The following is a 26,146-nucleotide window of genomic DNA, read 5'->3' as shown; positions in this document are numbered from 1 at the left end:
CCGACGGTTCATCCCCACGTGCGTGGGGAAATGTTCTTCTTAGCCATCTGCATCTTCATATCTTCCGGTTCATCCCCACGTGCGTGGGGAAATGGTCTTCGACGCCCATGCTAAAGGTGTCAGCCACGGTTCATCCCCACGTGCGTGGGGAAATGATCACCTTTGCATGCGTAACTTTTGCATTTCCCGGTTCATCCCCACGTGCGTGGGGAAATGTCGTTCTTGGTGCAGACCTTTGGGAAAAGATCCGGTTCATCCCCACGTGCGTGGGGAAATGTTGGGGTATCCGTAAGTCATCGTTGTTCCTCTCCGGTTCATCCCCACGTGCGTGGGGAAATGGTCACGCTTCTGCCGCTCGAAGAGCGTGAACGGCGGTTCATCCCCACGTGCGTGGGGAAATGCATCGCGTCTGCCCAGGCATCCATTCTTCCGACGGTTCATCCCCACGTGCGTGGGGAAATGTTCTTCTTAGCCATCTGCATCTTCATATCTTCCGGTTCATCCCCACGTGCGTGGGGAAATGGTCTTCGACGCCCATGCTAAAGGTGTCAGCCACGGTTCATCCCCACGTGCGTGGGGAAATGATCACCTTTGCATGCGTAACTTTTGCATTTCCCGGTTCATCCCCACGTGCGTGGGGAAATGTCGTTCTTGGTGCAGACCTTTGGGAAAAGATCCGGTTCATCCCCACGTGCGTGGGGAAATGTTGGGGTATCCGTAAGTCATCGTTGTTCCTCTCCGGTTCATCCCCACGTGCGTGGGGAAATGGGCGGCGGGCCCGGGGGAGCGTCCCCCGCCGCCGGTTCATCCCCACGTGCGTGGGGAAATGTTTTGGGCGAAAACTTCACAAATAGCTAATTACGGTTCATCCCCACGTGCGTGGGGAAATGGTCCAGGGCGTCCAGTTTTCCCAGCGCCCAAGCCGGTTCATCCCCACGTGCGTGGGGAAATGTGGGGGATTATCACACTCCTGTCGATATGACACGGTTCATCCCCACGTGCGTGGGGAAATGGTTAGATATCATCATTTCATCAATCGGGGAGACGGTTCATCCCCACGTGCGTGGGGAAATGTCAAGTGGATCTCTTGACAGGGTTTGCGATTTCGGTTCATCCCCACGTGCGTGGGGAAATGGCTCCGCCCGAGCCACCGAAGGGTGTCGTTGGCGGTTCATCCCCACGTGCGTGGGGAAATGTCATAGGGTGTCGTTCCCGTGGCCAGCGCCCCGCGGTTCATCCCCACGTGCGTGGGGAAATGGACCGCCACCATTCCTTTGTCATAAGAACCATACGGTTCATCCCCACGTGCGTGGGGAAATGCGGTGCATCACCGTGGCGGTGTCGGCTACCACCGGTTCATCCCCACGTGCGTGGGGAAATGTCTTCGAGATGTCGATCAATCACCCTTATGACTACTTCGAGTTACCAAGGTCAACCCTTCCCAATCTGCCACCAGGCGTTCCCGGCTTCCCCAGACGTCAAACCGAAAACCCTGCTCTGTATTGGAGGAATAGAGCAGAAGGCAGCTCCCTTCCCTCGCGCCCTGGCAAATCTGTCGCCAAAGTTTCTCCCGAACCAAGGCAGAGACCTGACCCACGAAAACCCCTGCTTTGGGTTCAATGAGCCATCGACAGAGTTCTCCCCTCAAGGAGGGCGGAACTTTCTCCAGGACCAGAACCATCATGGCCCGTCCGACGCCTCGTAACAGACCCCTCCAAGGACCTGGCCATCCCCATTCCACAATCCTCCAGGGGCTGCCATGTCTTCGTCCGGATCCATCAGCCCCACATCTTGCGGTGCCAAGTCCACGGAGCCGAACAGGGCATCCAGGTCCGAGACGATCCGCTCCAGCAGACGGGTCTCCCGGAAACGATCCCTCAGGCGAATCCTGGCGGTTCGTTCCAGGGGAGTCGTGCCCTCCCGAACGGTCTCGAAGGAGACGGGAATGGTGGTCTCCACTTTGTAGAGATCCGCAAGATCGTACACCAGGGACAACTGCTTTCCCGTGTGGATAAACCCCAGAGCGGGACTGTACCCCAGGCTGACGATGGCGGCATGGCACACCCCGTAAAGGCAGGAGTTCGCCGCAGAAAGAACCCGGTTCACGGGGTCCGCGCTGTTCCAGGAATTGCGGTCATACTGCCTCCCGCTCCAAGGAACGCCGGTCTCCTGCGCAATCCGCTGGTAGGCGTCCCGCATGCGAGCGCCCTCCCGGCCTCGAAGCTGCTGGAGAGAGAGGGTGTCGGGCACCACTTCACCGAAGCGCATAGCATACATGGTCCGCACCACTTTCATGCGGGTTTCCTCCCGAGCCCACAGCAGGACCTGTTTCTGGAGGTTGCGGGAGCTTCGGGTCTCTCCCGTGCCGGAAGCGTAGAAACGGACCCCCTCTTCGCCGCACCATGCCGCGAGGCATCCACAATCCGCCAAAGCCTTCACAGCGGCATGGGATATCTGCGTCCCCGGCCCGAGGAGGAGCAGGGCCAAGGAGGCACAGGGCACAGGGGTGACTCCCCGGGCATCCCAAAGAGCCACCGCCTTGCCCTCCTGCTCCACGCGACAGTGTTCCACATACAGATAGGATAGGCCATCCCGGAATTTGGGGAGGATGTGCAGGTCTCCCAGTGCCATGGCTATACGGGGGCCAGGGAGAGCAGGCCGAAACCATAGGCTTTGGCGCTGCCCAGACCGTTCTTCAGGATTTCTCGAAACCGGTCCCCATCGGTAACCTGCAGATACCCTTCAAAACGAACGGCATGGAAGGTCATCCCGTGGGAATCGCCCTGTGCCCCTCGCGACCCCTTCAGGGGGGTTTCCCGACAGACTCGAAGGCGGCGTGATTCCTCCCCCTGCCTCCCCTCGGGGGCCAGGTAGAATCCCCCCTCCGCCGCTTTGCGAAGGAACCAGCGAAGCTCGTCCTCCTCCGTATCCAAGGGAAGCCGACGGCCGTTGGACTTGGAGCCGTCGGGGGAGGATTTTGTCGCCACCTTTCGGGTGGGGTTGGCGCGCAACAGAAATTGCCACACCGTGCCGGCGACGAGGCGACTCCACAGAGGATCCAGGGAGCGAACGGCAGGACAGGGGAAGGAGGGGAGCAAGTAGCCGGGACACTCCTGGAGAAACCCCCAATTCGGCTCCGCTTCGCTTTGAGCGATCACGCAAAGGGTTCCGTCCTCCCGCCGATCCAGGCGCCACAGCAGACCCGCTCGACTGCGAAACCGCGGGTCCTTGCCTTCCGTGCCCGGGAAAGCCCGACAAAGTGTTCGGTGCATCTGCTGGCAGTCTCCCGTGTCTCGGCGAACCTGGCGACTTCGAGGATCAAGGATCAACCTGGAGAGGTACATGGCATCTCCTCCCTTCGCCTGTCCGAGGGGACCACCTCCACCAGTTCGGTGCGGACGTAGCGCACGCCGTAGCGCCTTTCCAGGGGATCGAACGAAAGAGGCACATCCATGCGGGGAGTCCCCCCCTCCTCGGGGGAGGATTCCAGGACAAGGCGAAGCATCCTTCCCCCGCCATCAGATCCCGGGAGGACAGGATAGGAGCGCAACGCCTCTTCCGCCGCTTCCGAGACCACACCCAGCACCAAAGGAAAGGTGGGTGGGTAGGAACGTCGCCCCAGGTAGAGAGGGTAACGGGGGCGAAGGAGAGCCTCCTCCAGGCTCTTCAGGAAAGCCGGATCCTCCCCCCCGAGGGCCACGAGAAAGAGGGCATCGGCAAGATACCAGCGAGGGGAGACGACCGTGTCGCCCGCCTTGCCGTTGGCCTTTCGCACGCCGTAGGGGGAGCCGCAGAACTGCCCTCCCCCAGCAGTCTGAAAATCCCGCATCAGGCTGCCCTCTCGGTCGACCCTGACCCCCAGAACGAGGGAAGCCAGGTCGTCCAGAGGGTCATGACGGTCCCTTCCGAGAGCCGCAGCCAGCAACCCTACCACGCCGCTCTTGGAAGGCTCCCTACCGGTGTCCCGGATGCCGAAGGCACTGTGCACGCCCCAGGACTGCATGGGGGCACCCAGGCGAAGCAACAGGCTGGGCACGACGATACCCCTAAAGGGCCCGGAGAATGGCCTGGATCCAGGCTTCCAGGTTGTCGGCCCGCTCGCCCAGGTGGACAAGTCCACCCCCTGCGGCGGGGCCGCAGTGCAGCTTCACGGCCCCGGTGCCAACGAGGTAGCGACCGTACTCCTTTTCCAGAAGGCCCAGGTATTCGTCCATGCGCCGGACGGATTCCTCCACCAGACCATCCCTGGGCTTCACGGGTTTCTCGAATGCGTTGACTAGAGAGAATCGTTGGCCGTCGTGGACACAGGCAAAAGCCAGGCTCGGAAGGTTGTGGGCGGCAAAGGAGTTCTGCCTCCCCGAGGGAAGGGCCCGTACGGCGGCTTCCAGAAAACCCTCCAGGGCGGTCCTGGCGAATGCCTCGTTCCCCAGAAGGCTCACCAGGGAATCCCAGTCCAGAGTGAGGTAGCGGTAGAGGCAGGCACTGTTGAACTCCACCACCCCCATCATGTCGGAACCGGAGGTATCGTCGGGCTTGAGGTCATCCAGGGCGGTGAAGAAATCCACCTCCTTGGCAGTTTGGTGGGTGGAGATGGCATGGGCCACCTGGCAAACCCCATCGATGTTGTCGTCCGGACGATCGGCGATCATGCGACCGAAAAGGGCCAGGTCGACACCGGGGGTCTTGCCGAACAGCCCCTTCACCGCCGCAAGCAATTCCTTGCTTCCCTCGGTCTTCTTCGTTTTGGCGCCTTTACGGGACGCCTTCGGGGCAGCCTCCTCCGGTTCCTCTCCCGAAGGAGTTTCGGCCTTCTGGGTTTCCATGGCCGAAAGCTCATCCCAGAAACCTTCGGCGATCTCGCCGAAGGCCTGAACTTCCGAGGGGGAGAGGAACAGGAGGTATTTCGTCTTGTCCGTTGTTTTCCCGTCGAACATGTCCTTGTCGAAAACCACGTTCAGCAGGTTACGGGCAACCTTACGCCCTATCTCCTCATCACGTCCCCGAAGAGCCAGCCTTTGAGCCGTTCCCTCCACGAGGCGCTTGGTGCGCACTCCCATGGAAGCGGCCAATCTCTCATGGGTGCGAAAGCTTTCCCGGATGGCCCGTTTGAAGGACTGACTGGAAACGCGCGCCCGACGGACACCGCCGAACTGGCAGTCCTTGGGCGAACCGGTGTCGTCTCGATTCAGGCAGGATGGGGCAACGCTCTGGATCAGATGCAGTTCCACGAACTTGGACATTGCTCAGTCCTCCTTTGTCGTTTCCAAGGATCGATGGATACCCAAACGTTCCCGGAGGGCACGCTTCAAGGATTGGCCGGAAACACCCGTCCTGCAGACACCGCAGGACGGGCAGTCCTTGGGCAAACCGGTACCGTCTCGGTTCAGGCAGGATGGGGCAACGCTCTGGGTCAGACACCGCACCTCAAACTCGGACATGGCTCAATCCTCCTTTGTCGTTTCCACGGATCGAGTGAATGGACGACGCCAAAAGTCCACCGCCCAACGACGACGGACATTGTGGATTCCAGCATCTTTCCAGTGGAAAAGATGCTGGGTCAGCAGAAGGTAGTTCAGGGGAACCTCCTTTGCCTTCAGCAGGCCCACCATGCGGGGAAGGGCCTGATACAGCTCTCCCGCATCCGCATCCAACAACGAGAGGAATCGCTTTTCCACGCTTGTCCCCTGCACGTCCTCCTCCGGCTCCACCAAGCGACGCATCGACGCGCCGAAGGACCCGGAGGAAGGGTCGTGCTGGGGCCACATGCCGAAAAGCCCCGCCACGATGTAGACCACTTCGCCTTCCCACCGAGAATCGTCGAAAGACGCCACATAGGGAAACATCTCCGGTGCCGTTCCAGGCTCTTTCCCCCAGCCGCGGCGCAGAGCCGCAAGAGCGCCAAGATCCTCCTTCCAGGAGAGGAGCCGTTCGACCAAACGACCGGCTTTCCCCTCTTTTTTTTCCGAGGCATTCCGTCCCGAGCTCTCCAAGCCTTCATCCCTCCTTCGCATCGTCGCCGAGCAGTCGGTACAGGCTACCATCCAATCCCTGTTTTCCTCGTGCCCAGGCCCGCAGTCCCTCCGATTTGCCCTCCAACGCGCCCCCCACCTGGTGGAAGGCCGATCGGGCGCTTCGACCCAACTGGCGTCGCCATCGGGATTCCAGATCCTCCTGGGGAAGCGTGGCAGGATTCCCTGCCAGGAAAAGACGGTAGAAGGGGACCTCCAAGGAAGCCCAGTAGGAGGTTTGGACCGTGTTGCGGGCCCACTGGGCAAAGGCTTCCTTCGCCTCCTTGCGTAGGGGGTCCTCCAGGTCGTCCGCCGCAAGGCGAAGCCCCCAACCCAAGGACCGGGAAGCCACCTCTTCGGCCAAGAGGAGGGCCTGTTCCAGGGCCAGGTACCAGCGGTCCTCCGCCAAATAGGCCACGGGGATGGGCAGGCTCTCCTTGCGCCAGAGCAGGGGTTTGGCCTTATCCGCCAGAAGACCGTAGAGATTCACCCGCACCACCTGGGGGACCCCCGGGTGGTCCCTGTGGTCGTTCACCAAAGCCAGAAGGGTCTCCGGGGGGCGGTAGCGATCTGTTTGGTCCTTCACCGGGGCCGCCAGGGCTGCGCTGTCTCTCCAGCAGGCCCTTCCCTCCGAGAAACGAAGGGGAAACCATTCCGGAGAACCCGGTTTTGCCTTCCCTGCCTTGGCTTCCTGTCTGCGAAAGACCATCATGGGCTCCCCCGTACCGATGTCGGGAGTCCGTACCCCCTGAATCCATCGCACCCTTGCCACGGTTCCGTCCTCCTCGGGAAGGATCTGCACCAGCCGGGCCTGCCAGGTCATGTAATCCAGGTATCCCTTGGGAACCCTTTCCTCCCCGGGCCGAAAAGGCCTCGGATCCTGTTCCCACAGGGGGAGATCGGAAGCGGAACCAGAACCAGGCAAGGGGTGATCCTTCCCCAGAACCAGGAGGTTCAGCATCACCGTCTGGAACAGGTTGTCTCCCCGAAGAATCACCAGAGCCCCCGGGACGAGGGGGGCCTGGTAGAACTGCTGTCTGGACCCTTTATACGAAGGCCCCAGCCCACCCAGGGAATAACCCTGGGCGACCAGGAGCTTTCGGGCCGCCGTGGCGGGGGACCAGCGGACAGACACCCCATCCTCGTGGTGATCGAACAGAACGGCGTTGTTTCCCGAAGCCAGAGAATGGGCCATCACCGTCGCAGAATTCGCCTCCACATCCCCACATCCCGGGTGCTGAAAAAAGGGAAACTCCCGATGGAAGAGGTCGAAACGGTCTTTCCAGACACGGAAGTATTCCCTCACTCCGGGGGGATCGAACGCCCCTCGGTCCCACAGGTCTTCCCATTGGGCGCTGGAAACGGGGCCCTGGAGGATTCGGTGGGCCACTACAACGAGAAACCGATAGAGTGCCCCTTCTTCCAGGGGATCGCCACCGACGATTCCCTCGATCTCAGGCGCCCGAAGGAACAGATCCAGGAGCCCCAAGGACACCGTCGAGCCATCCCGAAGCCTGCAGAGGATCCACGGACGCTCCGTCAGATCAAACGTCCCTTCCACGGGATGCACCTCCTTTCTCAGAGCCGAAATGACGGATCACGCCTTTTTCTTCATCCACCTCCAGACACCTCCCCTCACCCAGGACGACCTTGCCGTCCTCCAAGAGAAGCAACCCGTGATGCCGAAGGAGCGCACACCCTTTCCACCGCGGTTCCGGAATCCGGTCCACATCCCGCAGAAACCATGTTGGAAGATCCACCGAGAGTTCCACCATCCGCTTCTCCCATCTCCTGCGCTCTTCTGGGTCCCGAGGAGGAATCTCGGAGACCGGGGCGGTACCGCTTCGGTCCTGATAGGACACCTCCCCTTTGCGGTGCAGCAAAACGACAGGGATTCGGTCTTCTTTGGAAAGTCGGGTCCGGGCCCTTGGACAAACCCCCTCGTCCTCCTGAACCCCCTGAGAGAAGGCCTGGGTCACATCCCTCCCTCCTGGATCGGGAATGAGGATGCTCGCGGCCTTGAAGCGCGACCCGTCCTCTCCTTTCGAGTGTTCCTCCTGCCATCTCGCAAGCAGGGACCGATACTCTTCGGGGAAATCCCCCGCTTCGCCATAGACGGCTTCCATGAGGTCATCCATCTGACCAGGCAGGGCAAGAGATGCCCGGTCCTTCAGGACAAGCCAGGTACGAAGGAGAACGAAGGGCAAGTAGACCTTGCCGCTCGCCCCGAAATCATCCGGCAATCCTTCGGGGACGAGGATGCGCAGCCAGGGTTCCACAAAGGCTTTGGGCCTCGCGCACCCCCCATGACGATGCTCCCGCCCCAATCGTTGGAGGATCAGGTCCACGGGGGCCAGCTCGGTGATCATGTGGTCGAAATCCAGATCCAAGCTCTGCTCCACCACTTGGGTCGCCACCAGAACCACCCCGTCTCCGCCCTTCCTGCCTGGTCCGAAGCGCTCCAGAACCGCCTTTTCCCGTCTGCGACGCTCCCCCGCCTGATACCGAGCATGAAAGAGCATCACATCGATTTTGCTGTCCCGAAAAACCTCCTTCAGGAGGTCATAGGTCTCCTGGGCACTGCGCACGGTGTTGCAGATCCAGGCCACGGCTCCTCCTTCCTCCTTCATCTCCTCTGCCAGGGATTGGGCCACAGACCGTCTATCGTGCTCCCAACGAATACGACAGGAGAAGGATCTCGCAGAAGGGAAGGTGTCGCAGGAAAGGTCTCCGCTGTCCCTTAGGGTGGTCACCCGCGGATAGGACACCCCGTCCAGCACATCCAGAGACACAGGGGCTTCCATCCCCTCGGAGAAGGCCTGGACCATCCTGCGCCGGGTCGCAGCGGGGAGGGTGGCAGAAAGGACCACCACGGTGCAGTTCAGGGCGGCAAGCCATCGCAACAGGTTCTCGTACTCCGTGAGCATGTAGGCGTCGTAACCGTGGACTTCGTCGAAGATCACCGTCTTCCCCGCCAGCCCGAAAAGCCGCAGGTACTGGTACCGGGTCTGAAGGACCCCTAGGAGCGCCTGATCCACGGTGCCCACGGCCCCTGAGGCGAGAAGCCCCCGTTTGGGGGCGCAAAACCACTCGTCCGCCTGGACCGAAGGGGTTTCTCCCTCGTCTGGAGCCACCGACCGAGCTTTCAGGCGATCGTAGTCGTCGGAGAGCAACGCCTGGCCATGGAGAAGGTGCAGATTCTCTCGCCCCCCGGGACGGCGGTTCTCCTGAAAACGCTCCACTCGACAGTACATCTGGTTGCTGGTGGCAGTGGTCGGCATGGCCACGTAGACTCCGTTTCTCCCCAGGGATATCTGCCAACGATCCAGAGCGAAAAGAGCCGCCTCGGTCTTCCCTTCCCCCATGGGGGCTTCGAGGATGAGAAACCGCGGCAGGTCCACCATCCTTTCCATGGGCAACAGTTCGTCCATTCGATGTTGCAGTGGCCGAGGATCAAAAGCGAACAACTCGGAGAACGTGGCAGGAGCAGGGGAAACGACCTCCCGAAACCCCGCTTCGTCCAGGATGAGTCCGGCATGCTTCAAGGTCGTTTCCCACAGATCATTCGGGAGATCCGGGGAGTCGGGAAGGGAGCGATAGGGGAAAAACGCTTCGTTGGACGCGATCCAGTCCGACAGGCTGACCACCCCCGCCAGAAGGACAGGCCAGGCGTTTCCCTTGACGGGATCCAGCGGTTCGGAGGGACTCAGCCACAACAGGGGGATCTCCAGCAACCGACGCGCTACTCCAAGCCATGGATACGAAGACCCGGCATCTGCCCGAATCTCCTTCTCCAGGGAGCTGATCATGCTGTTGCAGACAAACGCGCCGTGATGCCCCCCCAGCGCAGAGGCAAGGCGTTTCACGACGGAGGGATCCAAAGCTCCGATGACGCCTTTCTTCAGCAGTTCAGGCAGCAGCACCTGGAGGTACCGCGTGGTGTAGCTTCCATGAGAGGGGTGACCCGCGTTTGACCGAGGAAAGAAGGATTGCCACGCCGGAGGAACCTGTTCGCACTTTCCCCAGGGACCATGGGGGCAAAACTGAAAGGGTCCCGCCTTGCCCAGGTCGTGCTGGGCACAGAGAAAGGGAACCCACTCCAACACCTGATCCTCCGCCACCCCCAGGAGTTTTGCGAACTGCCTTCGGAGACAGGGCCGACGCTCCAGCAGCATGCGACAAACCGCAGCAGCTTCCAGAAGGTGCCGAACCAGGGGATGGATCTCGCCGGATTCCCTGTTGGATTTACCCCAGAGCAGCCACAAGAGGTTTTGCGAGACCGGTGTCGCCCCCCCGCAGCTATTGCTTACACCCATTCCCCCACCTCCCACGAAATCATAATGCGACTCTTTTGATTTGTCAAAGATTAAACCAAGAGGTTCATTCTAAAATATCCGGCATGCTACAATTCTTATCATCCCTCCGTGCCCTTGACCTCTGTCCAGGAGGCCGAGGGTTCCCCACCCAGGTGGGGATGAACCGAGGTTCATCCTTCCTCTATGCGAAGGGGCCCTCTTTCCCCACGCAAGTGGGGATGAACCGGTTTCAAGCCAGGCCCCGGCGTTTGGGGCTGGTGTTTTCTCCCCACTCACAAGGGGGGTGGCCGAGAGCCACCCCCCTTATACGCGATCCCCCCGACACTTTACGTCGGTCCTCGTGCTTGGGGACGTTGTCCTTCACCCCTACCCCTTCCTCATCCCCCGGTGCTTCCAGACGGGCACGGCGAGGCGGGCTCCCAGGTCGCGGCAGAGCTGGCGGTAACAGCCCTTGAGGCCCTCGTGGTACACCACCGCGTCCACCCCGCCCTGTACGGAGGCCGCGGCGGCGTCCAGCTTGGCGGGGCCGTCCTCGTCCTCGTAGCGCCCCGACACGACCCACTGGTTGGGCAGCACGTGCCCCAGCCCCAGGTCGCGGCTTCGGTCCGTGGCCCCCTCGGCGAAGGAGGGCTCGAAGTGCACGCCCCCCAGGCAGAGCAGGTGGACCATGCGGGGCCGGGGACGCAGGGCCTCCAGGAGGCTCCGGGCCAGGGCTTCCTGGGCCCGGGGGTTCTCCCAGGCATCGGGGGTGCTGCCCAGCTCCACGTCCACCAGCATGGAGGGGTACCGGCTCAGGTCCGCCGGGTTCCCCCCGTGGCAGGAGCCGGACCAGTGGGTGGCCTCGGGCAGCGCCCGCCATCCCTCCAGCCCCAGGGCGGCGGCGTGGTCCTCCAGGCTCTCCAACAGGTTGCGCAGCACCTCGGGACGGGAGGAGCAGAAGACCCCGGAGGGCACGTCGCCGATGGTGTGGGCGGTGAGCACCCGATCCGGGGCGTTGTCCCCGGCGTGCCAGGTGACCTCCCCCGCCAGGTCCGCCCCGGCGAAGCGCTCCCGCAGCACCGGCAGGTAGGCGGCGTAGTCGTAGCTCACCAGGGTTCGGGTGCGAAGGAACCGGTGGGTGTGGCCCCAGGCGTCCCGACACCGGGTCACCGGGTACCCGTCCACGCTCCACCCCTCCGGCTCGGGGGAGAAAAGCGCCTCCACCCGGGTGTAAACATCTCGGGAGACGTGGTGCACCCCCTCCCCCATGCTGAAGAACCAGACCGCCTCGCCCATGTCCTACCCCTCCTCGTGGGATTCTTCGATGTTCTGCCGTTCTTGTACCCCCTTCGGCAAAGCCCGGCAAATCCTCCGGGACACCCCTCCCCGATACACCCCCGAGAACCCGAGCCCGCCCCGGAGGAAGGGCAAGGGAGAAGAGAAATCCGCCTTAGCACGCATTGACAGCCCCCGGGCGGGTAGCTAGAATCCCTCTCATTGTTATGACCATCGGTCATCATTAGGAAGGTCGGTCTTGCCTTCCTGGAAGGAGACGGTTCGCTCATGCCGAGGCTTTCGGAACAGAAGCGGGCGGTGCTGGAGTCCATGACCCGGGACGCCCTGTACGAGGCGGCGCTGTCCATCCTGGAGGCGGAAGGGTGGATGGGGCTCACCATGGAAAAGCTGGCCCAGCGGGCGGGGGTGGCGAAGGGGACGGTGTACAACTACTTCGCCGACAAGAAGGAGGTGGTCTTCTTCGTCCTCAAACGCAACGGGGAGGCCCTCACCCGGGAGATGGAGGAGATCCGCATGCTGGGGCTGGATCCGGCGGCGGAGCTGCAGCGGGTCCTGGAGTCCCTGGTGCTGGGGATCCATCGGCACCGCAACGTCATCGCCGCGGTGATCCGGGTGGTGGAGGAAAACCCGGAGCTGCACTCCCTCCACGGCCCGGGCAGCAAGAACCACCCCATGCGTCAGGCCCGAGAGGCGGTGCTGAAGGTCCTGACCCGAGGCGTGGAGTGCGGGACCTTCCGGTCCTTCGACCCGGGGCTGATGGAGGACCTGATCCACGGCATCCTCATGAGCCTGGGGCGGATGTTCGGCATCGGCGCCTTCGACGGGAACCCGGAGGTGATCTCGGAGATGGTGAAGGACCTGGTCCTCCACGGCATCCTCCCCCGGAAGGGGACCGACGCATGAAGCTGACCGAGACCTCCCTGCGCCGTCCCGTGACGGTGGTCATGTGCACCCTGGCCCTGGTGATCTTCGGTCTGTTGGCCCTGAAGGCCATGGGGGTGCAGCGGATCCCCGACGTGGACTTCCCCCTGGTGACGGTGACCACCGTCATGAAGGGGGCCAGCGCCACGGTGATGGACCACGACGTGGCGGACGTGATCGAGGAGAAGCTATCCAGCATCTCCGGCATCGAAAGCCTGGCCTCCAGCAGCTACGAGGGACGCTCGGTGACCACGGTGCAGTTCGACCTGGGCCGGGACGTGGACGCGGCGGCGGCGGACGTGCGGGACAAGGTGAACCTGGCCCTGTCGGACCTGCCCGACGAGGCGGAGACCCCGGTGGTGCAGAAGTTCACCATCGGAGACGACGCCCTGGTGACGGTGGCGGTGCTGGGTCCCGCGTCGTACCGGGAGAAGGTCCAGTTCGCCGACAAGGTGGCCAAGGCGCGGCTCCAGTCGGTGAGCGGCGTGGGGGACGTGGGCACCCCGGGGCTGCGGGAGCGGGAGATCCGGCTGTGGCTGGACCCGGCGCTTCTGGAGGCCCGGAGCCTGACGGTGAAGGACGTGTCCGACGCCATCAAGAACAAGCACGTGGAGCTGCCTGCGGGAAGCGTGCAGACGGACCGCCGGAAGGTGGAGCTGCGCCTGACGGGGGAATACGGCACCGTGGAGGATCTGGCCTCTCTGCCCGTGGCGGTGCGGAAGGGCAGCGTGATCCGCCTGCGGGACGTGGCCCGGGTGGAGGACGGCTTCGCGGAGCGCACCGACGGGGCCAGTTACAACGGTCAAGGCGTGCTCTTCCTGACGGTGCGCAAGCAGCGGGGGGCCAACGAGGTGGCGGTGGCGGACGGGACCCTGAAGATGCTGGAGGAACTGCGCCGGGAGGCTCCCAAGGGCATCGAGCTGAAGGTCCTCTCCAACCAGGCGGACTTCGTGCGCCGCTCCATGAAGGGCGTGGCCTCCAACGTGATGCAGGCGGTGGCCCTGTGCTCCCTCATCATGCTGTTCTTCCTGCGCACCCTCCGGGCGACCTTCGTGGCGGTGATCACCATCCCCGTGTGTCTCCTGGGGAGCTTCCTCTTCATGAAGGGTTTGGGGCTTTCGGTGAACAACCTGACCATGATGGGGATCTCCCTGGCGGTGGGGATGGTGGTGGACGCCACCACGGTGGTGCTGGAGAACATCCACCGGCACATGGAGGAGGGCATGCCCGCCCTGCGGGCCAGCCAGGTGGGCACCGACGAGGTGGCCTTCTCGGTGCTGGGGGGAGCCACCACCACGGTGGCGGTGTTCGCCCCGGTGGCCTTCATGGGGGGCATCGTGGGGCGGTTCTTCTACTCCTTCGGGATCACGGTGGTCTGCACCATCCTGCTGTCCCTGCTGCTGTCCCTGTCCCTGACCCCCTTCCTGTGCTCCCGGATCCTCCACAAGGACCACCCGGGACGCCTCGCCCGTTGGGTGGAGGGGCTCCTGGAGGGGTTGGAGCAGGCCTACCGGGTGGCCCTGGAGAAGGCGGTGGCCTTCCGGTGGGTGACCCTGGGGGCGGCGGTGGGGCTCTTCGCCCTGGGGCTGTTCTTCGCCGCCCACGTGGGCACCGGGTTCTTTCCCTCCGACGACCAGGGGTCCTTCAACATCAGCGTGGAACTGCCTTCTGGCACCTCCCTGGAGGAGACGGAACGGCTCCTGGTGAAGATGGACCGGCAGGTGCGCACCGACCCCTCGGTGGCCTACACCTACGGGGAGGTAGGCTCCGGCATGGGGCAGGAGGTCAACAAAGGTACCCTCACGGTGGAGCTGGTGCCCCGCCGAGAACGCCCGGGAGTGACGGAGGTCATGGCCCGGGTACGCCGGGACCTCTCGGGGTACCGGGACGCCAAGCTCACCTACGCCACCCGGGGGGGGGCGGACCTCACCATGACCCTGGTGGGGGGCACCCCGGAGGAGCTGGTGGCGGTGTCCGACAAGGTCCTGGCGGACCTGCGCCGGGACGGGCGACTCCTGGACCTGAAGACGGACGTGCGGCTGGACAAGCCGCAGCTGCAGATCGACCTGAACCGGGGCCGCACGGACGACATGAACCTGAACATCCGGGACCTGTCCACGGAGGTGCAGGCCTTCTTCGGGGGGCTCAAGGCGGGGGTCTTCAAGGATCGGGGCTTCCGGTACGACATCCGCCTCATGGCGGACCGGTCCATGCGGTCCTCCCCGGTTGACGTGGAGCGCATCGCGGTGCGCAACGGGGCGGGGCAGATCGTTCGGGTGCCCGGGCTGGTGTCGGTGCGGGAGGTGCGGGCCCCCAACGTGGTGAAGCGCTACGCCCGGCAGAGTTCCCTGGAGATCAGCGCCAACGTGGGACCGGGCTTCTCCTCCGGAGAAGGCATGGTCCTGGTGGAACAAACCCTCCGGAGGCACATCCCGAAGGACGGGGACATCCGCATCCAGGCCACGGGACGGTCCAAGACCCAGCGGGAGGACTTCGGGCGGCTCATCACGGCGCTTCTGGTGGCCATCGCCCTGGTGTACCTGGTCATGGCGATCCAGTTCGAGTCGTTCCTCCACCCCTTCACGGTGATGTTCTCCCTGCCCCTGCTCACCCCCGGGGCCTTCGGGCTGCTCTTCCTGGCGGGGAACAACCTGGACATGATGAGCTTCATGGGCATCATCCTCCTGGTGGGCATCGTGGTGAACAACGGCATCATCCTGGTGGACTTCATCAACCAGGAGCGGGCCCGGGGAACCAACAAGGTGGCCGCAGCCCTGGCGGCGGGGCCGTTGCGCCTTCGTCCCATCCTCATGACCGCCGTGTCCACCATGGTGGGCTCCCTGCCGGTGGCCCTGAAGCTGGGGGAGGGGGCGGAGATGCGTCAGCCCATGGCGGTGGCGGTGGTGGGAGGTCTGGTCACCTCCACCCTCCTGACCCTGTTCGTGGTGCCGGTGGTGTACCTGGTGCTGGACGACGCCCGAGACCGGGCCCGAGCCCTGCTGCGCTGGCTGGGGGGGCTTCGTCCGGGACGCAAATTCGTCAATACGGGGGAACCGACCCCCACGGGAGGCAAGTGAGCATGAACCGCATTCTTCGTCGCAATATCCTGGCGGGCCTTACGGCTCTGCTGCTTCTGGTACCTGCGGGATCCTTGGGGGCGTCGGAGACTCCGGCGGACCTCTCCCTGGAGGAGGCCCTGTCGCTGGGGCTGGAGACGAACCTGGAGGTGGCCCGGGCCAAGGAGGAGTTGGACAAGGCGGAGGGCCTGCTGACCCAGGCCCGGTCGGCCCTGCTGCCCGCCCTTTCCGCGGTGGGCAGCGCCACGGGGCGCAACGAGGACTCTTCCAAGCCCGAACGGGAGGGGACGGGCTCCCTGGCCCTCTCCCAGACCCTCTACGCCGGAGGGGTGATCCGGGCGGGGGAGCAGCAGGCCCTGCTGAACCGGCAGAAGGCTCAGGAATCCCTGGAGGAGACCCGAGAGACCGTGGCGCTGAAGGTCTACGAGGCCTTCTGCGGGGTGCTGCTTCGGGGGGAGAACCTGAAGACCGCCGAGGATGCCCTGGGATACTACGACAAGGCCACGAAGGACCTTCGCAAGCGCCTGGAGCTGGGCCTGTCCACCAGGCTGGACCTGTCCCGGATGGAACAGCAGCGGGAGAACGCCCGGGTGGACGTGATCACCGCCGCCAACAACCTCTCCGCCGCCCGGATCGTGCTGTTCACCCTGCTGAGGCTGCCCCCGGAGGCCCCCACGGTGGTCTCGGGGGATCTGACTGTGACGGCTGTCTCGGTGGACGCGCCATCCCTGGCGGCCCAGGCCCTGAACCGTCGCCCTGACCTGCTGGCCCTGCGCACCGCCGCGGCGATCCAGAAACAGGCGGTGGACATCGCCAAAGCGGGGATGCGGCCCACGGTGACCCTCACGGGGTCCTACCAGTTCGTCTACGACTCCAACCCCTCCTCCAACACGAAGGACGACGACTGGATCGCCACGCTGAACGTGAGCGTCCCCCTCTTCGACGGGGGGAAGACCCGGGGCAAGGTGACCCAGGAGAGCGCGGTCCTCCGACAGACGGAGCAGAGCGTGTCCCAGAAGGAGGATGCGGTCCGGGCGGAGGTGGTGGACGCGGGGCTGACCCTGAACAGCGCCGCCGAGGCGGTGACTTCGGCCAGGAAGAACCTGGATCTGGCCCGGGAGAGCCTGCGGCTGGCGGAGGTGGGCTACCGGGAGGGCGTGGACACCCAGCTGGACGTGCTGGCGGCCCGAACCTCCGTGACGGAGGCCCGCCAGAAGCTCTCCGGGGCACAAAGAGACCACCGGGTGGCCCTGGCTCGACTGTGGCGGTCCCAGGGGATCCTGGTGGACCAGGCCCTGAAGGCCCGATGAAGGAGGACGGTAGGATGAAGATCCGGGAACTGTGGAAGGGCAAACGGGGAGCGCTGCTCCTGCTGGCGGTGCTGGGAATCGTGGGGATCGCCTCCCTGGCAGGGCGCTCCCGGGCGGTGCCCCCGCCCCCTCCCCCTGCGGCGGCCCGGGTGGACGTGGTGTCCCCTGCTGCCGAGCCCCTGTTGCGGCAGGGCTTCTCCGCCAGCGCCACCCTGGAGGCCCTGGAGGACGTGGTGCTGGTGCCCAAGGTATCGGGGAAACTCAAGGAGCTTCGGGTGTCCCCGGGGGACCGGGTCCGACGGGGACAGGTGCTGGCGGTGCTGGACCACCGGGACCAGGACGCCCAGGTGGGGGCCTTGAGCGCCCAGACGGCGGTGAACCGGGCGGGGCTGGACCAGGCCCGGGCGGAACTGGAGCAGGCCCAGCGGGAACGGGAGCGGTACCGCAAACTGCTGGCGGAGGGCTACGCCACCAAACAGGAGCTGGACACCCGGGTCACCACCCTGCAGACCGCCCAGGCGGCGTACAACCGCGCCGTCGCCACGGTGCGGCAGTCCCAGGCCAGCCTCCAGGCCCAGCAGGTGAACCGGTCGGAGTTCGTCATCCTGGCCCCCATGGACGGGGTGGTGCTGAAGGACTACGACCTGGCCCCGGGGGCCCTTCTGGGGGTCTCCTCCCCGGTGGCGGAGGTGGCGCAGATCGACACCCTCAAGGCGGTGATCCAGGTCCCGGAGAACCAGCTCCCCCGGGTGCGGGAGGGGATGACGGGGCTCCTCACCGGGGAGGGCTTCCCGGGGCGGGAGGTGACGGGGACGGTGCGACGCATCGACCCCTACGTGGACCCCTCCACCCGCACCGCCCGGGTGGAGGTGCAGGTGCCCAACGGAGGCTCGGAGGCCCCCCTCAAGCCGGGCATGTTCGCCAAGGTGTTCCTGGTGGAGGCCACGGCGAAGGACGCCCTGACCCTGCCCCCGACGGTGATCCGGGACGGGGGGGTCTTCGTGGTGGAGGACGGGAAGGCGCGGCGTCGGGCCGTGACGGTGGGCCTCGTCCTGCCTGACCGGGTGCAGATCCTCTCCGGCGTGGCCTCCGGGGACCGGGTGGTGGTGGGGGGCGGCGACGCCCTGACAGACGGCGACCGCGTCTCCTCGGACTGAGAGACTTCGGACACACCATGACGAAGGGGCGGGCTCTCCCTTGTAGGGAGGTCCCGCCCCTTCGTCCGTTTTTCGAGTCCCAGGGGCGAGGGGTTCAGAACCTGCGGGTGCTCCCCCCCAGGAGGGATCCCAGGACGCTGCGCACCAGGGTGCGCCCCAGCTGGGAGCTGGCGGCGCGCATGGCGCTTTTGGCCATGGCCTCCAGCAGGGTGTCCCCCCGGCGCAGGGGGGGCCGCTCGGAGCGCGGGGGCAAGGGGTCCGGTTCGGCCCGCTCCGGCCGCTTCGGCGGGGTGGGGGGAAGCGCCTCCGGCTCCGGGGACGACGCCTCCACCCGGCGGGAGAGCTTTTCGTAGGCCGACTCCCGATCCACCTCCTCCTCGTAGAGGGACGCCAGGGGGCTCAAGGCGCCGATGCGTCGGCGCTCCTCCGAGGGGATGGGGCCGATCTGGGACCGGGGGGGCAGCACCCAGGCCCGTTCCACCGGCAGGGGGACTCCCTTGGGGTCCAGCAGGGAGACCAGGGCCTCCCCCACCTCCAGCTCCGTCAGGACCTTCTCCGCGTCCACCCGGGGGTTCTGCCGGAAGGTCTGGGCGGCGGCCCGGACGGCCTTCTGATCCTTGGGGGTGAAGGCCCGCAGGGCGTGCATCACCCGATTGCCCAGCTGTCCCAGGATGACCTCCGGGACGTCCGCGGGGTTCTGGGTGATGAAGTAGACCCCCACCCCCTTGGAGCGGATGAGACGCACCACCAGCTCCACCTTCTCCATGAGGGCCTCCGGGGCGTCCCGGAAGATCAGGTGGGCCTCGTCGAAGCAGAGGATGAGCCGGGGCTTGTCCAGGTCCCCCACCTCGGGGAGGTTCTCGTACAGCTCCGACAGGAGCCACAGGAGGAAGGCCGCGTAAAGCCGAGGGCGCTGGATCAGCTCGTCCGCCGCCAGGACGTTGATGCGCCCGTAGCCCCGGTCGTCGTTGCCCAGCAGATCCGCCACCCGGAGCATGGGCTCCCCGAAGAGGTGCTCCCCTCCCTGTTCCTCCAGGGTCAGGAGGGCCCGCTGGATCGCCCCCAGGGAGGCGGCGGAGACGAGGCCGTACCGGGCAGAGACCTCCTTCATGGTGTCCTTTTCCTGGACGAAGGACAGGAGGGCCCGCAGGTCCTTCAGGTCCAGCAGCAGGAGGCCCTCGTCGTCGGCCATGCGGAAGAGCACCGAGAGCACGCCGCTTTGGGTCTCGTTGAGGTCGAAGAGCCGGGAGAGGAGCAGGGGGCCCATGTCCGAGACGGTGGTGCGCAACGGCAGCCCCGCCCGACCGAAGAGGTCCCAGAAGAGCAGGGGGTACCCCTCGAAGGGGTGGTCCGCGACGCCCAGCATCTCCCGGCGCCGGTCGATGGCCGGCGCCGGGGTACCGGGACGGGCGAGGCCCGAGAGGTCTCCCTTCACGTCCGGCAGGAACACCGGCACCCCCAGGCGGCTGAAGTTCTCCGCCAGGACCTGGAGGGTCACGGTCTTCCCCGTGCCCGTGGCCCCGGTGATGAGGCCGTGGCGGTTGCCCATCCGGGGACGGAAGAGCACGGGGTTCTCGTTCTGGGCGAGGACGAAGGAACCGGGATCGGAGTTCATGGCGGCCTCCCTTGGGGTGGGTTCCGTCCGGCGACGCCGCTCCCCTAGTAGGGGGTTTCGGCGTGCCAGCGGTGGGGGGTGATGTACACGAAGCGCAGGGCCCGAGGCCCGTTTCCGGACAGGCGACGGCAGTTGATCACCAGGTTCACGTTGTCCCATCCGTAGTTGAGGATCTCGTAGCGACCGTCGGGAATCCGCACCTCCCGGGCGTCCACGTCCCTTCCCCGGGGGTACACCAGCAGGATTCGGGGCCGGAACAGCTCCAACCGCCCCTCCGCGTAGGCTCCCCACCCCGCGGCCGAGACCTCCCCCGCCCCGAGGACGCCAAGACACAGCGCCGCCAGGACGCTCAAGACGATCCGTCTCATGGGACCACCTCCCGCCCCATCTTACCCGCAGACGGGACGGGCCGAAAGACGGACCGGGGAGGACCCTTCACGGGCCCTCCCCGGCGTCCTTCGTCCGTTTCCCTTTCTCCCTCATCCCCCGCCGATGACGGGGAAGAGGCTCACCTGATCCCCTTCCGAGAGGGGGGTGTCCCCTCCCCGGAGGTGGGCGATGTGGTGGCCGTTCACCAGCACGATGAGTTCCGGGGAGGGTTCGGTCCCCTCCAGGGCCTTGCGGCGAAAGGCGAAACCGTAGCGGACCGAGAGGGCCTCCAGCAGGTCCCGCACCGAAGAGGGCGCAGGGACCTGGGTCTCCTTGCACCCCGTCAGGTCCCGGATGGTGGCGAAGAAGAGCACCTTCACCGCCCGATCCTCCCCGAAACCGCCCCTAGTCCAGCCCCAGCTCCGCCAGCTTCTCCGGCGTGGGGACTCCCCGGGCGTCCCACCCCCGGGCCTCGTAGTACCGAGGCAGCATCTCCGGAACCCGGCTCACCCTGCCCTTGTGGGGCCCTTCGGGCATGGGATCCCCCAGGAGACGGGGCGGCAGGGTGTCGTCGGCGGCGGAGAAACCCGCCTTCAGGTTGAAGAGCCGTTCCAGATTCCAGATCCGTTCCCCCACCTTCAGGACGTCTTCGGCCGTGTAGGGCACCCCCGTGGCGGCGGCAAGCTGCGCCGCCACCTCCTCCCCCCCGATGCCGAAGGTGGTGAACAGACAGAGCCCTGCGGAGTCCACCGCGGCGGTGAGGTCCTGGAAGACCTTGTCCCAGGCGGGTTTCTCCTCGATGGACTGGGGATCCAGCTTCTGGGGCACCCCCAGGATCTCCGGGGAGATGAGGTAGCCCCGGACGTGGCACCCCCCGCGATTGCTGGTGGCGTAGTTCAGACCGATTCCCTGGATGGCCCGAGGATCGTAGGCGGGCATCTCCTGTTTCTTCACGGTCATGGAAAGCTCCGGGTGGCCGAAGTGGCTGGCCAGGCGCCAGGAACCCTGGCCCAACAGCTCTCCGAAGCCCCGACGATACCCCGCATCCTCCACCAGATCCACCATGGCCCGGGCGTTGCCGAAGCGCAGGTCGTGCCCGGCGGTCTGGCGATCCAGGTAGCCCCGTTCGTACAGCTCCATGGCGCAGGCCAGGGTGCTGCCCAGGGAGATGGTGTCCAGACCCAGCTCGTTACACCGGTAGTTGGCCACGGCGATGGCGTCGATGTCGTCCACCCCGCAGTCCGCCCCGAAGGACCAGGTGGACTCGTACTCCGGCCCCTCCCCCTCGTGGGCGTAGGGGTCCGCGGCGAAGGAGACCCGGCCGCAGGCCACGGTGCAGCCGAAGCATCCCTTGTTGCGGTGCAGTCGGGTGTCCCGCTGGGTCTCTCCCCCGATCCTGTCCGCCCCCTCGAAGACCCCCGTCTGGAAGTTCCGGGTGGGCAGCCCGCCGGACTGGTTGAGGATGTTCACCAGCACGTTGGTCCCGTAGAGGGGCAGGCCGCCGGAGGTGACGGGGTGGGCCGCCAGCTTGGCCCGGGCCTGTTTGACCGCGTCCAGGAAGGCCTCCCTGTCCGCCACCCGGACCCCCTTGGTGCCTCGCACCACCAGGGCCTTCACGTTCTTGGAGCCCATGACGGCCCCCATGCCGCCCCGACCGGGGGCACGGTGCTTGTCGTTGATGATGTTGGCCAAAAGGACCAGATTCTCCCCCGCCGGGCCGATGCAGGCCACCTTGGCCTCCGGGTCCGTCTCCCCCAGGAGCAGGTCCGTGGCCTCGTGGGTGTCCTTGCCCCACAGGGCGGAGGCGTCCCGAAGCTCCGCCTTGTCGTTGTAGAGGTACAGGTACACCGGCTTGGGGGATTTCCCCTCCAGGACCACCATGTCCCAGCCGGCGAACTTCAGCTCCGGCCCCCAGTAGCCCCCGGAGTTGGAGGCCCCGATGGTCCCGGTGAGGGGGCTTTTGGCCACCACGTTGAACCGTCCCGCGGAGGTGGCCAGGGTCCCCGTGAGGGGGCCGGCGACGAAGAAGAGCTTGTTTTCCGGGGCGAGGGGGTCCACCATCGGGTCCACCTCGTCCACGAAGTAGCGGGTCCCCAGACCCCGGGCGCCCAGATAGTCCCGGGCCAGGTCCTCCCTCAGGGCCTCCCTGCGGAAGGACCCGTCGGCCAGGTTCACGCGCAGCACGTTTCCCGTCCAGCCGTACATCTAGTCCTTCACCTCCTCCAGAGCCTGGGCCATCTTGGCGGCGAAGTTCCGCTTGCGGTTCAGGTTGGCGGTCTCCGCGGGCAGGTACTCGATGGCCTTGGTGGGACAGAAGGCGACGCACTGCGGATCCCCGCCGCACTGGTCGCACTTGAGAACCCTCTTGACCTCACGGTGGTAGAGGATGTTCCCGAAGGGACAGGCCATGACGCACATGCGACAGCCGATGCACTTCTCCCGGTCCACCTGCACCACCCCGTCGGCGTCCCGATACAGGGCCCCGGTCTTGCAGACCTTGAGGCACGCCGCGTCCTCGCACTGGAAGCAGGTCATGGGGATGTTCTGCCCCTTCTCGAACCGGTGGACGGCGATGCGGGACACCGCAGGCCGGAACTCCCCCTCCTTGCAGAAGGAACAGGCCAGCTCGCAGCTCCCGCAGGCGATGCACCTCTCCGGCGATACCAGAAGCACCTTTTCCATAGTCGCTCCTCTCCTCCCTCCTGTGGATCCTGCCTCTTGTCCTTCCTCAAGACTCCCTCGGACGACGGGTCTTTCCCCCTCCCTTCGGACGGGTCTTTCGAAGCACGAAGGGAGACCGTCCGCGACGGTCTCCCTTCTTTGCGAACTCGGCAGGGGAAGGGATCGCTCCCCGCCCCCAGCGCCCGGGTCCCCTCAGTGAGGCGGCGCGGGTCGAAGGTTCCCTATGGGGTGTTTGCGTCCCCGGAGGCTTGCGCGGTCATCCCCCCTTGGTGCCCTCCAGGGTGAACTTCCGGCCCAGGCGGGCCCGGCGGCACCGGGGACAGACGGTCCGGTCCTCCTCCGGCACCTTCTGGAAGGCCAGCTGTTCCGCCGTGGCGAAGGCCTCGCCGCAGACCTGGCAGCGCACCAGCTCGAAGGTGCGCCCCCAGATGCGCCGGGTCCCTTCCCTCTCCTCGTAGGTGATGTGCCCGGTGGGGCAGACCTCCGCGCAGGCCAGGCAGCCCACGCAGGACTCCGGGGCCTCCTCGAAGGGCGGGGACACCTTCCGGTCCCACCCCCGAAGGGCGAATCCCAGGGCGTCGGTGCCGTCCAGGGCACAGGCCCGGACACAGCGACCGCAGCGGATGCACAGCTCCCCGTCGTAGGGACTCAGGCGTTCGTCCGGCTCCACCCCCTCCTCCCGAGCCAGCTGCTGGATGACCGGGGACAAGGCGTTCCGGCGAAGGAGAAGGCGGATCACGAAGCGCCTCGCCTCCCGCACCCTCGGGGAATCGGTGAGCACCTCCAGGCCGTCCTCGTTCACCGGGAACATGCAGGAGGCCACCAGACGGGAGGTCCCCCGGCGCACCAGCTCCACCACGCAGACCCGACAGGCCCCCTCGTGGGGCAGCCCCTCGTGGCGGCACAGGGCGGGAATGTGCGCCCCGGACGCCACGGCGGCGTCGTAGAGCAGGGTTCCGGGCTCCACGGAGAGGGTCTTTCCGTCCACCACCAGGGTCTTCATCGGTTCGATCCCTCCTTGGGGGCCGGGGACAGGGCCCCGAACGGGCAGGTGTCCAGGCAGGCGCCGCAGCCGATGCAGGCCGTCGGGTCCACGGAATGGGCCTGCCTGGTCTCCCCGGAGATGGCCCCGACGGGACAGGCCCGCTTGCAGGCCCCGCAGCCCACGCAGGATTCCGGGGTCACCCGGACCACGAAGAGCCCCGTGCAGACCCCGGCGCGACAGAACCCCTGCTCTTCGTGCTCCCGGTACTCCTCCGGGAAGAACCGCAGGGTGGAAAGCACCGGGTTGGCGGCGGTCTGTCCCAGGCCGCAGAGGGCGGTGTCCGAAAGGGCCCGGCCCATCTCCTCCAGCCGCCTCCCGTCCCCCGGGCGTCCCCGCCCCTGGGTCAGGTCGTTCAGGATGTCCAGGATGGCCTGGAGCCCCTCCCGACAGGGAACGCACTTGCCGCAGGACTCCTCCGCCAGGAAGTGGACGAAGTACCGGGCCACGTCCACCATGCAGGTCCGGTGGTCCATGACGATCATGCCCCCGGAGCCCATCATGGAGCCCTCCTCCACCAGACGGTCGAAGTCCACGGGGATGTCCAGCCGGTCCTCGGGCAGGCAGCCCCCGGAAGGCCCCCCGGTCTGCACCGCCTTGAACCGCCCCCGTCCCAGGACGCCCCCCCCCAGGCCGAAGATGATCTCCCGGAGGGTGGTGCCCATGGGGACCTCCACCAGACCGCTGTGCCGGACCTTTCCCACCAGGGAGAAGACCTTGGTGCCCGGGCTTCCGTCGGTGCCCTTGGTGCGGTAGGCCTGCGCTCCCTGCGGGATCACCAGGGGCACGTTGGCCCAGGTCTCCACGTTGTTCAGCACCGTGGGGCAGTCCCAGAGCCCCCGCTCGGTGGAGCGGATGTACTTCACCCGGGGCTCCCCGGCTCGCCCCTCGATGGAGGCCATGAGGGCGGAGGACTCGCCGCACACGAAGGCCCCCCCGCCTCGGCAGACCTCCAGGTCGAAGTCCAACCCGCTGCCCAGGATGTTCCGCCCCAGAAGCCCCGCCTCCCGGGCCTGGGCGATGGCCCGGTTCAGGTGTTCCACTGCCAGGGGGTACTCCGCCCGGACGTAGAGGAACCCCTTTCGGGCCCCCACGGCGTGGGCCCCGATGATCATGCCCTCCAGCACCGAGTGGGGATCCCCCTCCATGAGGCTGCGGTCCATGAAGGCCCCCGGATCCCCCTCGTCCCCGTTGGCCAGGACGAACCGATGCTTCCCCTTGGCCCTCCGGCAGGAGTCCCACTTGATCCCCGTGGGGAAACCTCCGCCCCCCCGGCCGCGAAGCCCCGAATCGGACACGGCCTTCACCACGTCCTCCGGCTCCATGCCCAGGGCCAGACCCAGGGCCCGGTAGCCCCCGGCGCGGACAGAGTCCCTCAGTTCCCGGGGATCGATGTGGCCGCAGTGCCGCAGCACCTGCCGATCCTGCCCCGCGTAGAAGGGGATGGAATCCTCGGTGGGACAGACCTTCCCGGAGGCATCCTTGTAGAGAAGCCGCTGCACCGGGACCCCGGAGGCCAGGGCGTCCAGGATCTCCGGCACATCCGAGGGGGTCACCCGGCGGTAGAGGATCCCCCCGGGCTCCGCCACCACCAGGGGACCTTCCTCGCAGAAACCGTGGCACCCCGTGGTCTCCGCCCGAAAATCCACCCCCAGGGCCAGACCCCGGCGGGCCGCCTCCACCTCGAAGGCCTCCTTCACCCGGGCGCTGCCTCCGGCAAGACACCCCGTCCCCGCGCAGACCCGCACCCGGGACGAGGCCGCCCGGGCCGCCCGAAGCTCCTCCCGCCACCGTTCCAGGTCTGCGGCGTTTTCAAGCCTCATGGTCCCGCTCCTCCAGCATGGCCTGCACCTTGGCGGGGCTCATGGTTCCGTAGGGGGTGTCCTCCACCGTCACCACCGGAGCCAGGGCGCAGGCCCCCAGGCAGTTCACCGTCTCCAGGGAGAAGGCTCCGTCCTCGGTGGTGCCTCCGCTGCGAATGCCCAGGGCGGCCTCCAGGGCCTCCAGGACCTTCGGCGCCCCCCGGAGGTGGCAGGCGGTGCCCATGCAGACCTTCACGGTCTTCCGTCCCCGAGGGGTCAGGCTCAGGGCCTTGTAGAACGTGGCCACCCCGAAGACGCGGCTTTCGGGAACCCGAAGGTACTCCGCCACCCGCCCCAAAACGGTCCGGGGCAGGAAACGGCAAGCCGATTGGACGTCCTGAAGGATGGCCAGGAGATACCTCGGGTGGGGGGGATAGCGACGAAGAAGGGCTTCCAGGTCAAAAGCAGGGGGGAGCGGGACCTCGCAACATCGGGACATGGAAATCACCGTTCCTTCGCAGGATGTGTGCCCAACGTCACGAGGATACCCCATTTTGCTTCTTTTTGCACGT

General features: G+C 65.9%; 22 protein-coding genes, 1 pseudogene and 1 CRISPR repeat array (1 of these 24 running past the window's edge). Of the genes and pseudogenes, 4 read left to right on the top strand and 19 right to left on the bottom strand.

From position 1 onward, the window contains the following. Window positions 1-1,381: direct repeats of the CRISPR family, unit length 29 nt; unit sequence CGGTTCATCCCCACGTGCGTGGGGAAATG; it reaches 1,706 nt to the left of the window's first position. Between the two features lie 15 nt (window positions 1,382-1,396). From cas2e to APAU_RS02660, 11 genes and pseudogenes are all read right to left on the bottom strand, one after another. Next, window positions 1,397-1,681 (bottom strand): type I-E CRISPR-associated endoribonuclease Cas2e, encoded by a 285-nt coding sequence (cas2e, locus tag APAU_RS14870; protein WP_408626264.1) that lies wholly within the window; start codon window positions 1,679-1,681, stop codon window positions 1,397-1,399. Beyond that, window positions 1,681-2,631: a type I-E CRISPR-associated endonuclease Cas1e gene (cas1e, locus tag APAU_RS02695; RefSeq protein ID WP_006300133.1), complete on the bottom strand. Its 951-nt coding sequence runs from the start codon at window positions 2,629-2,631 to the stop codon at window positions 1,681-1,683. The genes cas2e and cas1e overlap by 1 nt, the downstream gene beginning before the upstream one ends. A gap of 2 nt (window positions 2,632-2,633) precedes the next feature. Then, window positions 2,634-3,344 carry a type I-E CRISPR-associated protein Cas6/Cse3/CasE gene (gene cas6e / locus APAU_RS02690; protein WP_006300132.1) on the bottom strand — a complete coding sequence of 237 codons (711 nt, stop codon included), beginning with the start codon at window positions 3,342-3,344 and terminating at the stop codon, window positions 2,634-2,636. Beyond that, window positions 3,326-4,036, bottom strand: a complete 711-nt coding sequence (gene cas5e, locus APAU_RS02685; protein ID WP_006300131.1) for a type I-E CRISPR-associated protein Cas5/CasD — start codon at window positions 4,034-4,036, stop codon at window positions 3,326-3,328. Before cas5e ends, cas6e begins: the two co-directional genes overlap by 19 nt. 10 nt (window positions 4,037-4,046) lie before the next feature. Next, window positions 4,047-5,240, bottom strand: coding sequence for a type I-E CRISPR-associated protein Cas7/Cse4/CasC (cas7e, locus tag APAU_RS02680; protein WP_006300130.1), 1,194 nt, complete (start codon window positions 5,238-5,240; stop codon window positions 4,047-4,049). A 3-nt stretch (window positions 5,241-5,243) separates the two neighbouring features. Further along, window positions 5,244-5,438, bottom strand: a complete 195-nt coding sequence (locus APAU_RS14865) for a type I-E CRISPR-associated protein Cas7/Cse4/CasC (protein WP_006300129.1) — start codon at window positions 5,436-5,438, stop codon at window positions 5,244-5,246. A gap of 3 nt (window positions 5,439-5,441) precedes the next feature. After that, window positions 5,442-6,011, bottom strand: coding sequence for a type I-E CRISPR-associated protein Cse2/CasB (casB, locus tag APAU_RS02675; protein ID WP_269490270.1), 570 nt, complete (start codon window positions 6,009-6,011; stop codon window positions 5,442-5,444). Further along, window positions 5,995-7,569 (bottom strand): type I-E CRISPR-associated protein Cse1/CasA, encoded by a 1,575-nt coding sequence (gene casA, locus APAU_RS02670; protein ID WP_006300127.1) that lies wholly within the window; start codon window positions 7,567-7,569, stop codon window positions 5,995-5,997. Before casA ends, casB begins: the two co-directional genes overlap by 17 nt. Next, window positions 7,553-9,421: a CRISPR-associated helicase Cas3' gene (gene cas3 / locus APAU_RS02665; RefSeq protein WP_232207748.1), complete on the bottom strand. Its 1,869-nt coding sequence runs from the start codon at window positions 9,419-9,421 to the stop codon at window positions 7,553-7,555. The genes casA and cas3 overlap by 17 nt, the downstream gene beginning before the upstream one ends. 201 nt (window positions 9,422-9,622) lie before the next feature. Then, a pseudogene (locus APAU_RS14860) lies at window positions 9,623-10,324 on the bottom strand (CRISPR-associated endonuclease Cas3''); the annotation flags it as partial. A 366-nt stretch (window positions 10,325-10,690) separates the two neighbouring features. Next, window positions 10,691-11,599, bottom strand: coding sequence for a D-aminoacyl-tRNA deacylase (locus APAU_RS02660; RefSeq protein ID WP_006300125.1), 909 nt, complete (start codon window positions 11,597-11,599; stop codon window positions 10,691-10,693). A gap of 267 nt (window positions 11,600-11,866) precedes the next feature. On the opposite strand from APAU_RS02660, the gene APAU_RS02655 reads away from it, so the two are divergent. The 4 genes from APAU_RS02655 to APAU_RS02640 are packed head-to-tail and all read left to right on the top strand — an operon-like array spanning window position 11,867 to window position 18,064. Continuing rightward, the gene (locus APAU_RS02655) at window positions 11,867-12,502 is read left to right on the top strand and encodes a TetR/AcrR family transcriptional regulator (protein WP_006300124.1); all 636 of its coding nucleotides are present in this window, start codon (window positions 11,867-11,869) and stop codon (window positions 12,500-12,502) included. Beyond that, entirely contained in the window at window positions 12,499-15,597 is a 3,099-nt protein-coding gene (locus APAU_RS02650; protein ID WP_006300123.1) for an efflux RND transporter permease subunit, read from the top strand. Before APAU_RS02655 ends, APAU_RS02650 begins: the two co-directional genes overlap by 4 nt. Window positions 15,598-15,599: 2 nt before the next feature. Further along, complete coding sequence (locus tag APAU_RS02645; RefSeq protein ID WP_006300122.1) at window positions 15,600-16,907, top strand: TolC family protein; 1,308 nt, start codon at window positions 15,600-15,602, stop codon at window positions 16,905-16,907. Between the two features lie 14 nt (window positions 16,908-16,921). Next, entirely contained in the window at window positions 16,922-18,064 is a 1,143-nt protein-coding gene (locus tag APAU_RS02640; protein WP_006300121.1) for an efflux RND transporter periplasmic adaptor subunit, read from the top strand. A gap of 94 nt (window positions 18,065-18,158) precedes the next feature. On the opposite strand, the gene APAU_RS02635 is transcribed toward APAU_RS02640, so the two are convergent. The 8 genes from APAU_RS02635 to APAU_RS02600 form a co-directional block, all read right to left on the bottom strand. Then, the gene (locus APAU_RS02635; protein WP_006300120.1) at window positions 18,159-19,679 is read right to left on the bottom strand and encodes a helicase HerA-like domain-containing protein; all 1,521 of its coding nucleotides are present in this window, start codon (window positions 19,677-19,679) and stop codon (window positions 18,159-18,161) included. Between the two features lie 44 nt (window positions 19,680-19,723). Then, window positions 19,724-20,047 carry a hypothetical protein gene (locus tag APAU_RS02630; RefSeq protein ID WP_006300119.1) on the bottom strand — a complete coding sequence of 108 codons (324 nt, stop codon included), beginning with the start codon at window positions 20,045-20,047 and terminating at the stop codon, window positions 19,724-19,726. A 111-nt stretch (window positions 20,048-20,158) separates the two neighbouring features. Further along, the gene (locus APAU_RS02625; protein WP_006300118.1) at window positions 20,159-20,428 is read right to left on the bottom strand and encodes a MoaD family protein; all 270 of its coding nucleotides are present in this window, start codon (window positions 20,426-20,428) and stop codon (window positions 20,159-20,161) included. A gap of 25 nt (window positions 20,429-20,453) precedes the next feature. Next, the gene (locus APAU_RS02620; protein WP_006300117.1) at window positions 20,454-22,253 is read right to left on the bottom strand and encodes an aldehyde ferredoxin oxidoreductase family protein; all 1,800 of its coding nucleotides are present in this window, start codon (window positions 22,251-22,253) and stop codon (window positions 20,454-20,456) included. Further along, on the bottom strand, window positions 22,254-22,730 hold the full coding sequence (locus APAU_RS02615; protein ID WP_006300116.1) for a 4Fe-4S dicluster domain-containing protein: 477 nt from the start codon (window positions 22,728-22,730) through the stop codon (window positions 22,254-22,256). Window positions 22,731-22,986: 256 nt separating this feature from the next. Next, on the bottom strand, window positions 22,987-23,733 hold the full coding sequence (locus APAU_RS02610) for a 2Fe-2S iron-sulfur cluster-binding protein (RefSeq protein ID WP_006300115.1): 747 nt from the start codon (window positions 23,731-23,733) through the stop codon (window positions 22,987-22,989). Next, entirely contained in the window at window positions 23,730-25,595 is a 1,866-nt protein-coding gene (locus APAU_RS02605) for an NADH-ubiquinone oxidoreductase-F iron-sulfur binding region domain-containing protein (RefSeq protein ID WP_006300114.1), read from the bottom strand. The genes APAU_RS02610 and APAU_RS02605 overlap by 4 nt, the downstream gene beginning before the upstream one ends. Further along, window positions 25,585-26,073, bottom strand: a complete 489-nt coding sequence (locus tag APAU_RS02600; protein WP_006300113.1) for an NADH-quinone oxidoreductase subunit NuoE family protein — start codon at window positions 26,071-26,073, stop codon at window positions 25,585-25,587. The genes APAU_RS02605 and APAU_RS02600 overlap by 11 nt, the downstream gene beginning before the upstream one ends. Window positions 26,074-26,146 lie beyond the last annotated feature (73 nt).

The sequence above is a fragment of the Aminomonas paucivorans DSM 12260 genome (assembly GCF_000165795.1).
Lineage (GTDB): Bacteria > Synergistota > Synergistia > Synergistales > Synergistaceae > Aminomonas > Aminomonas paucivorans.
Note: the sequence above shows the minus strand (reverse complement) of the source record. Positions and strands in the feature narration are given on the sequence as shown.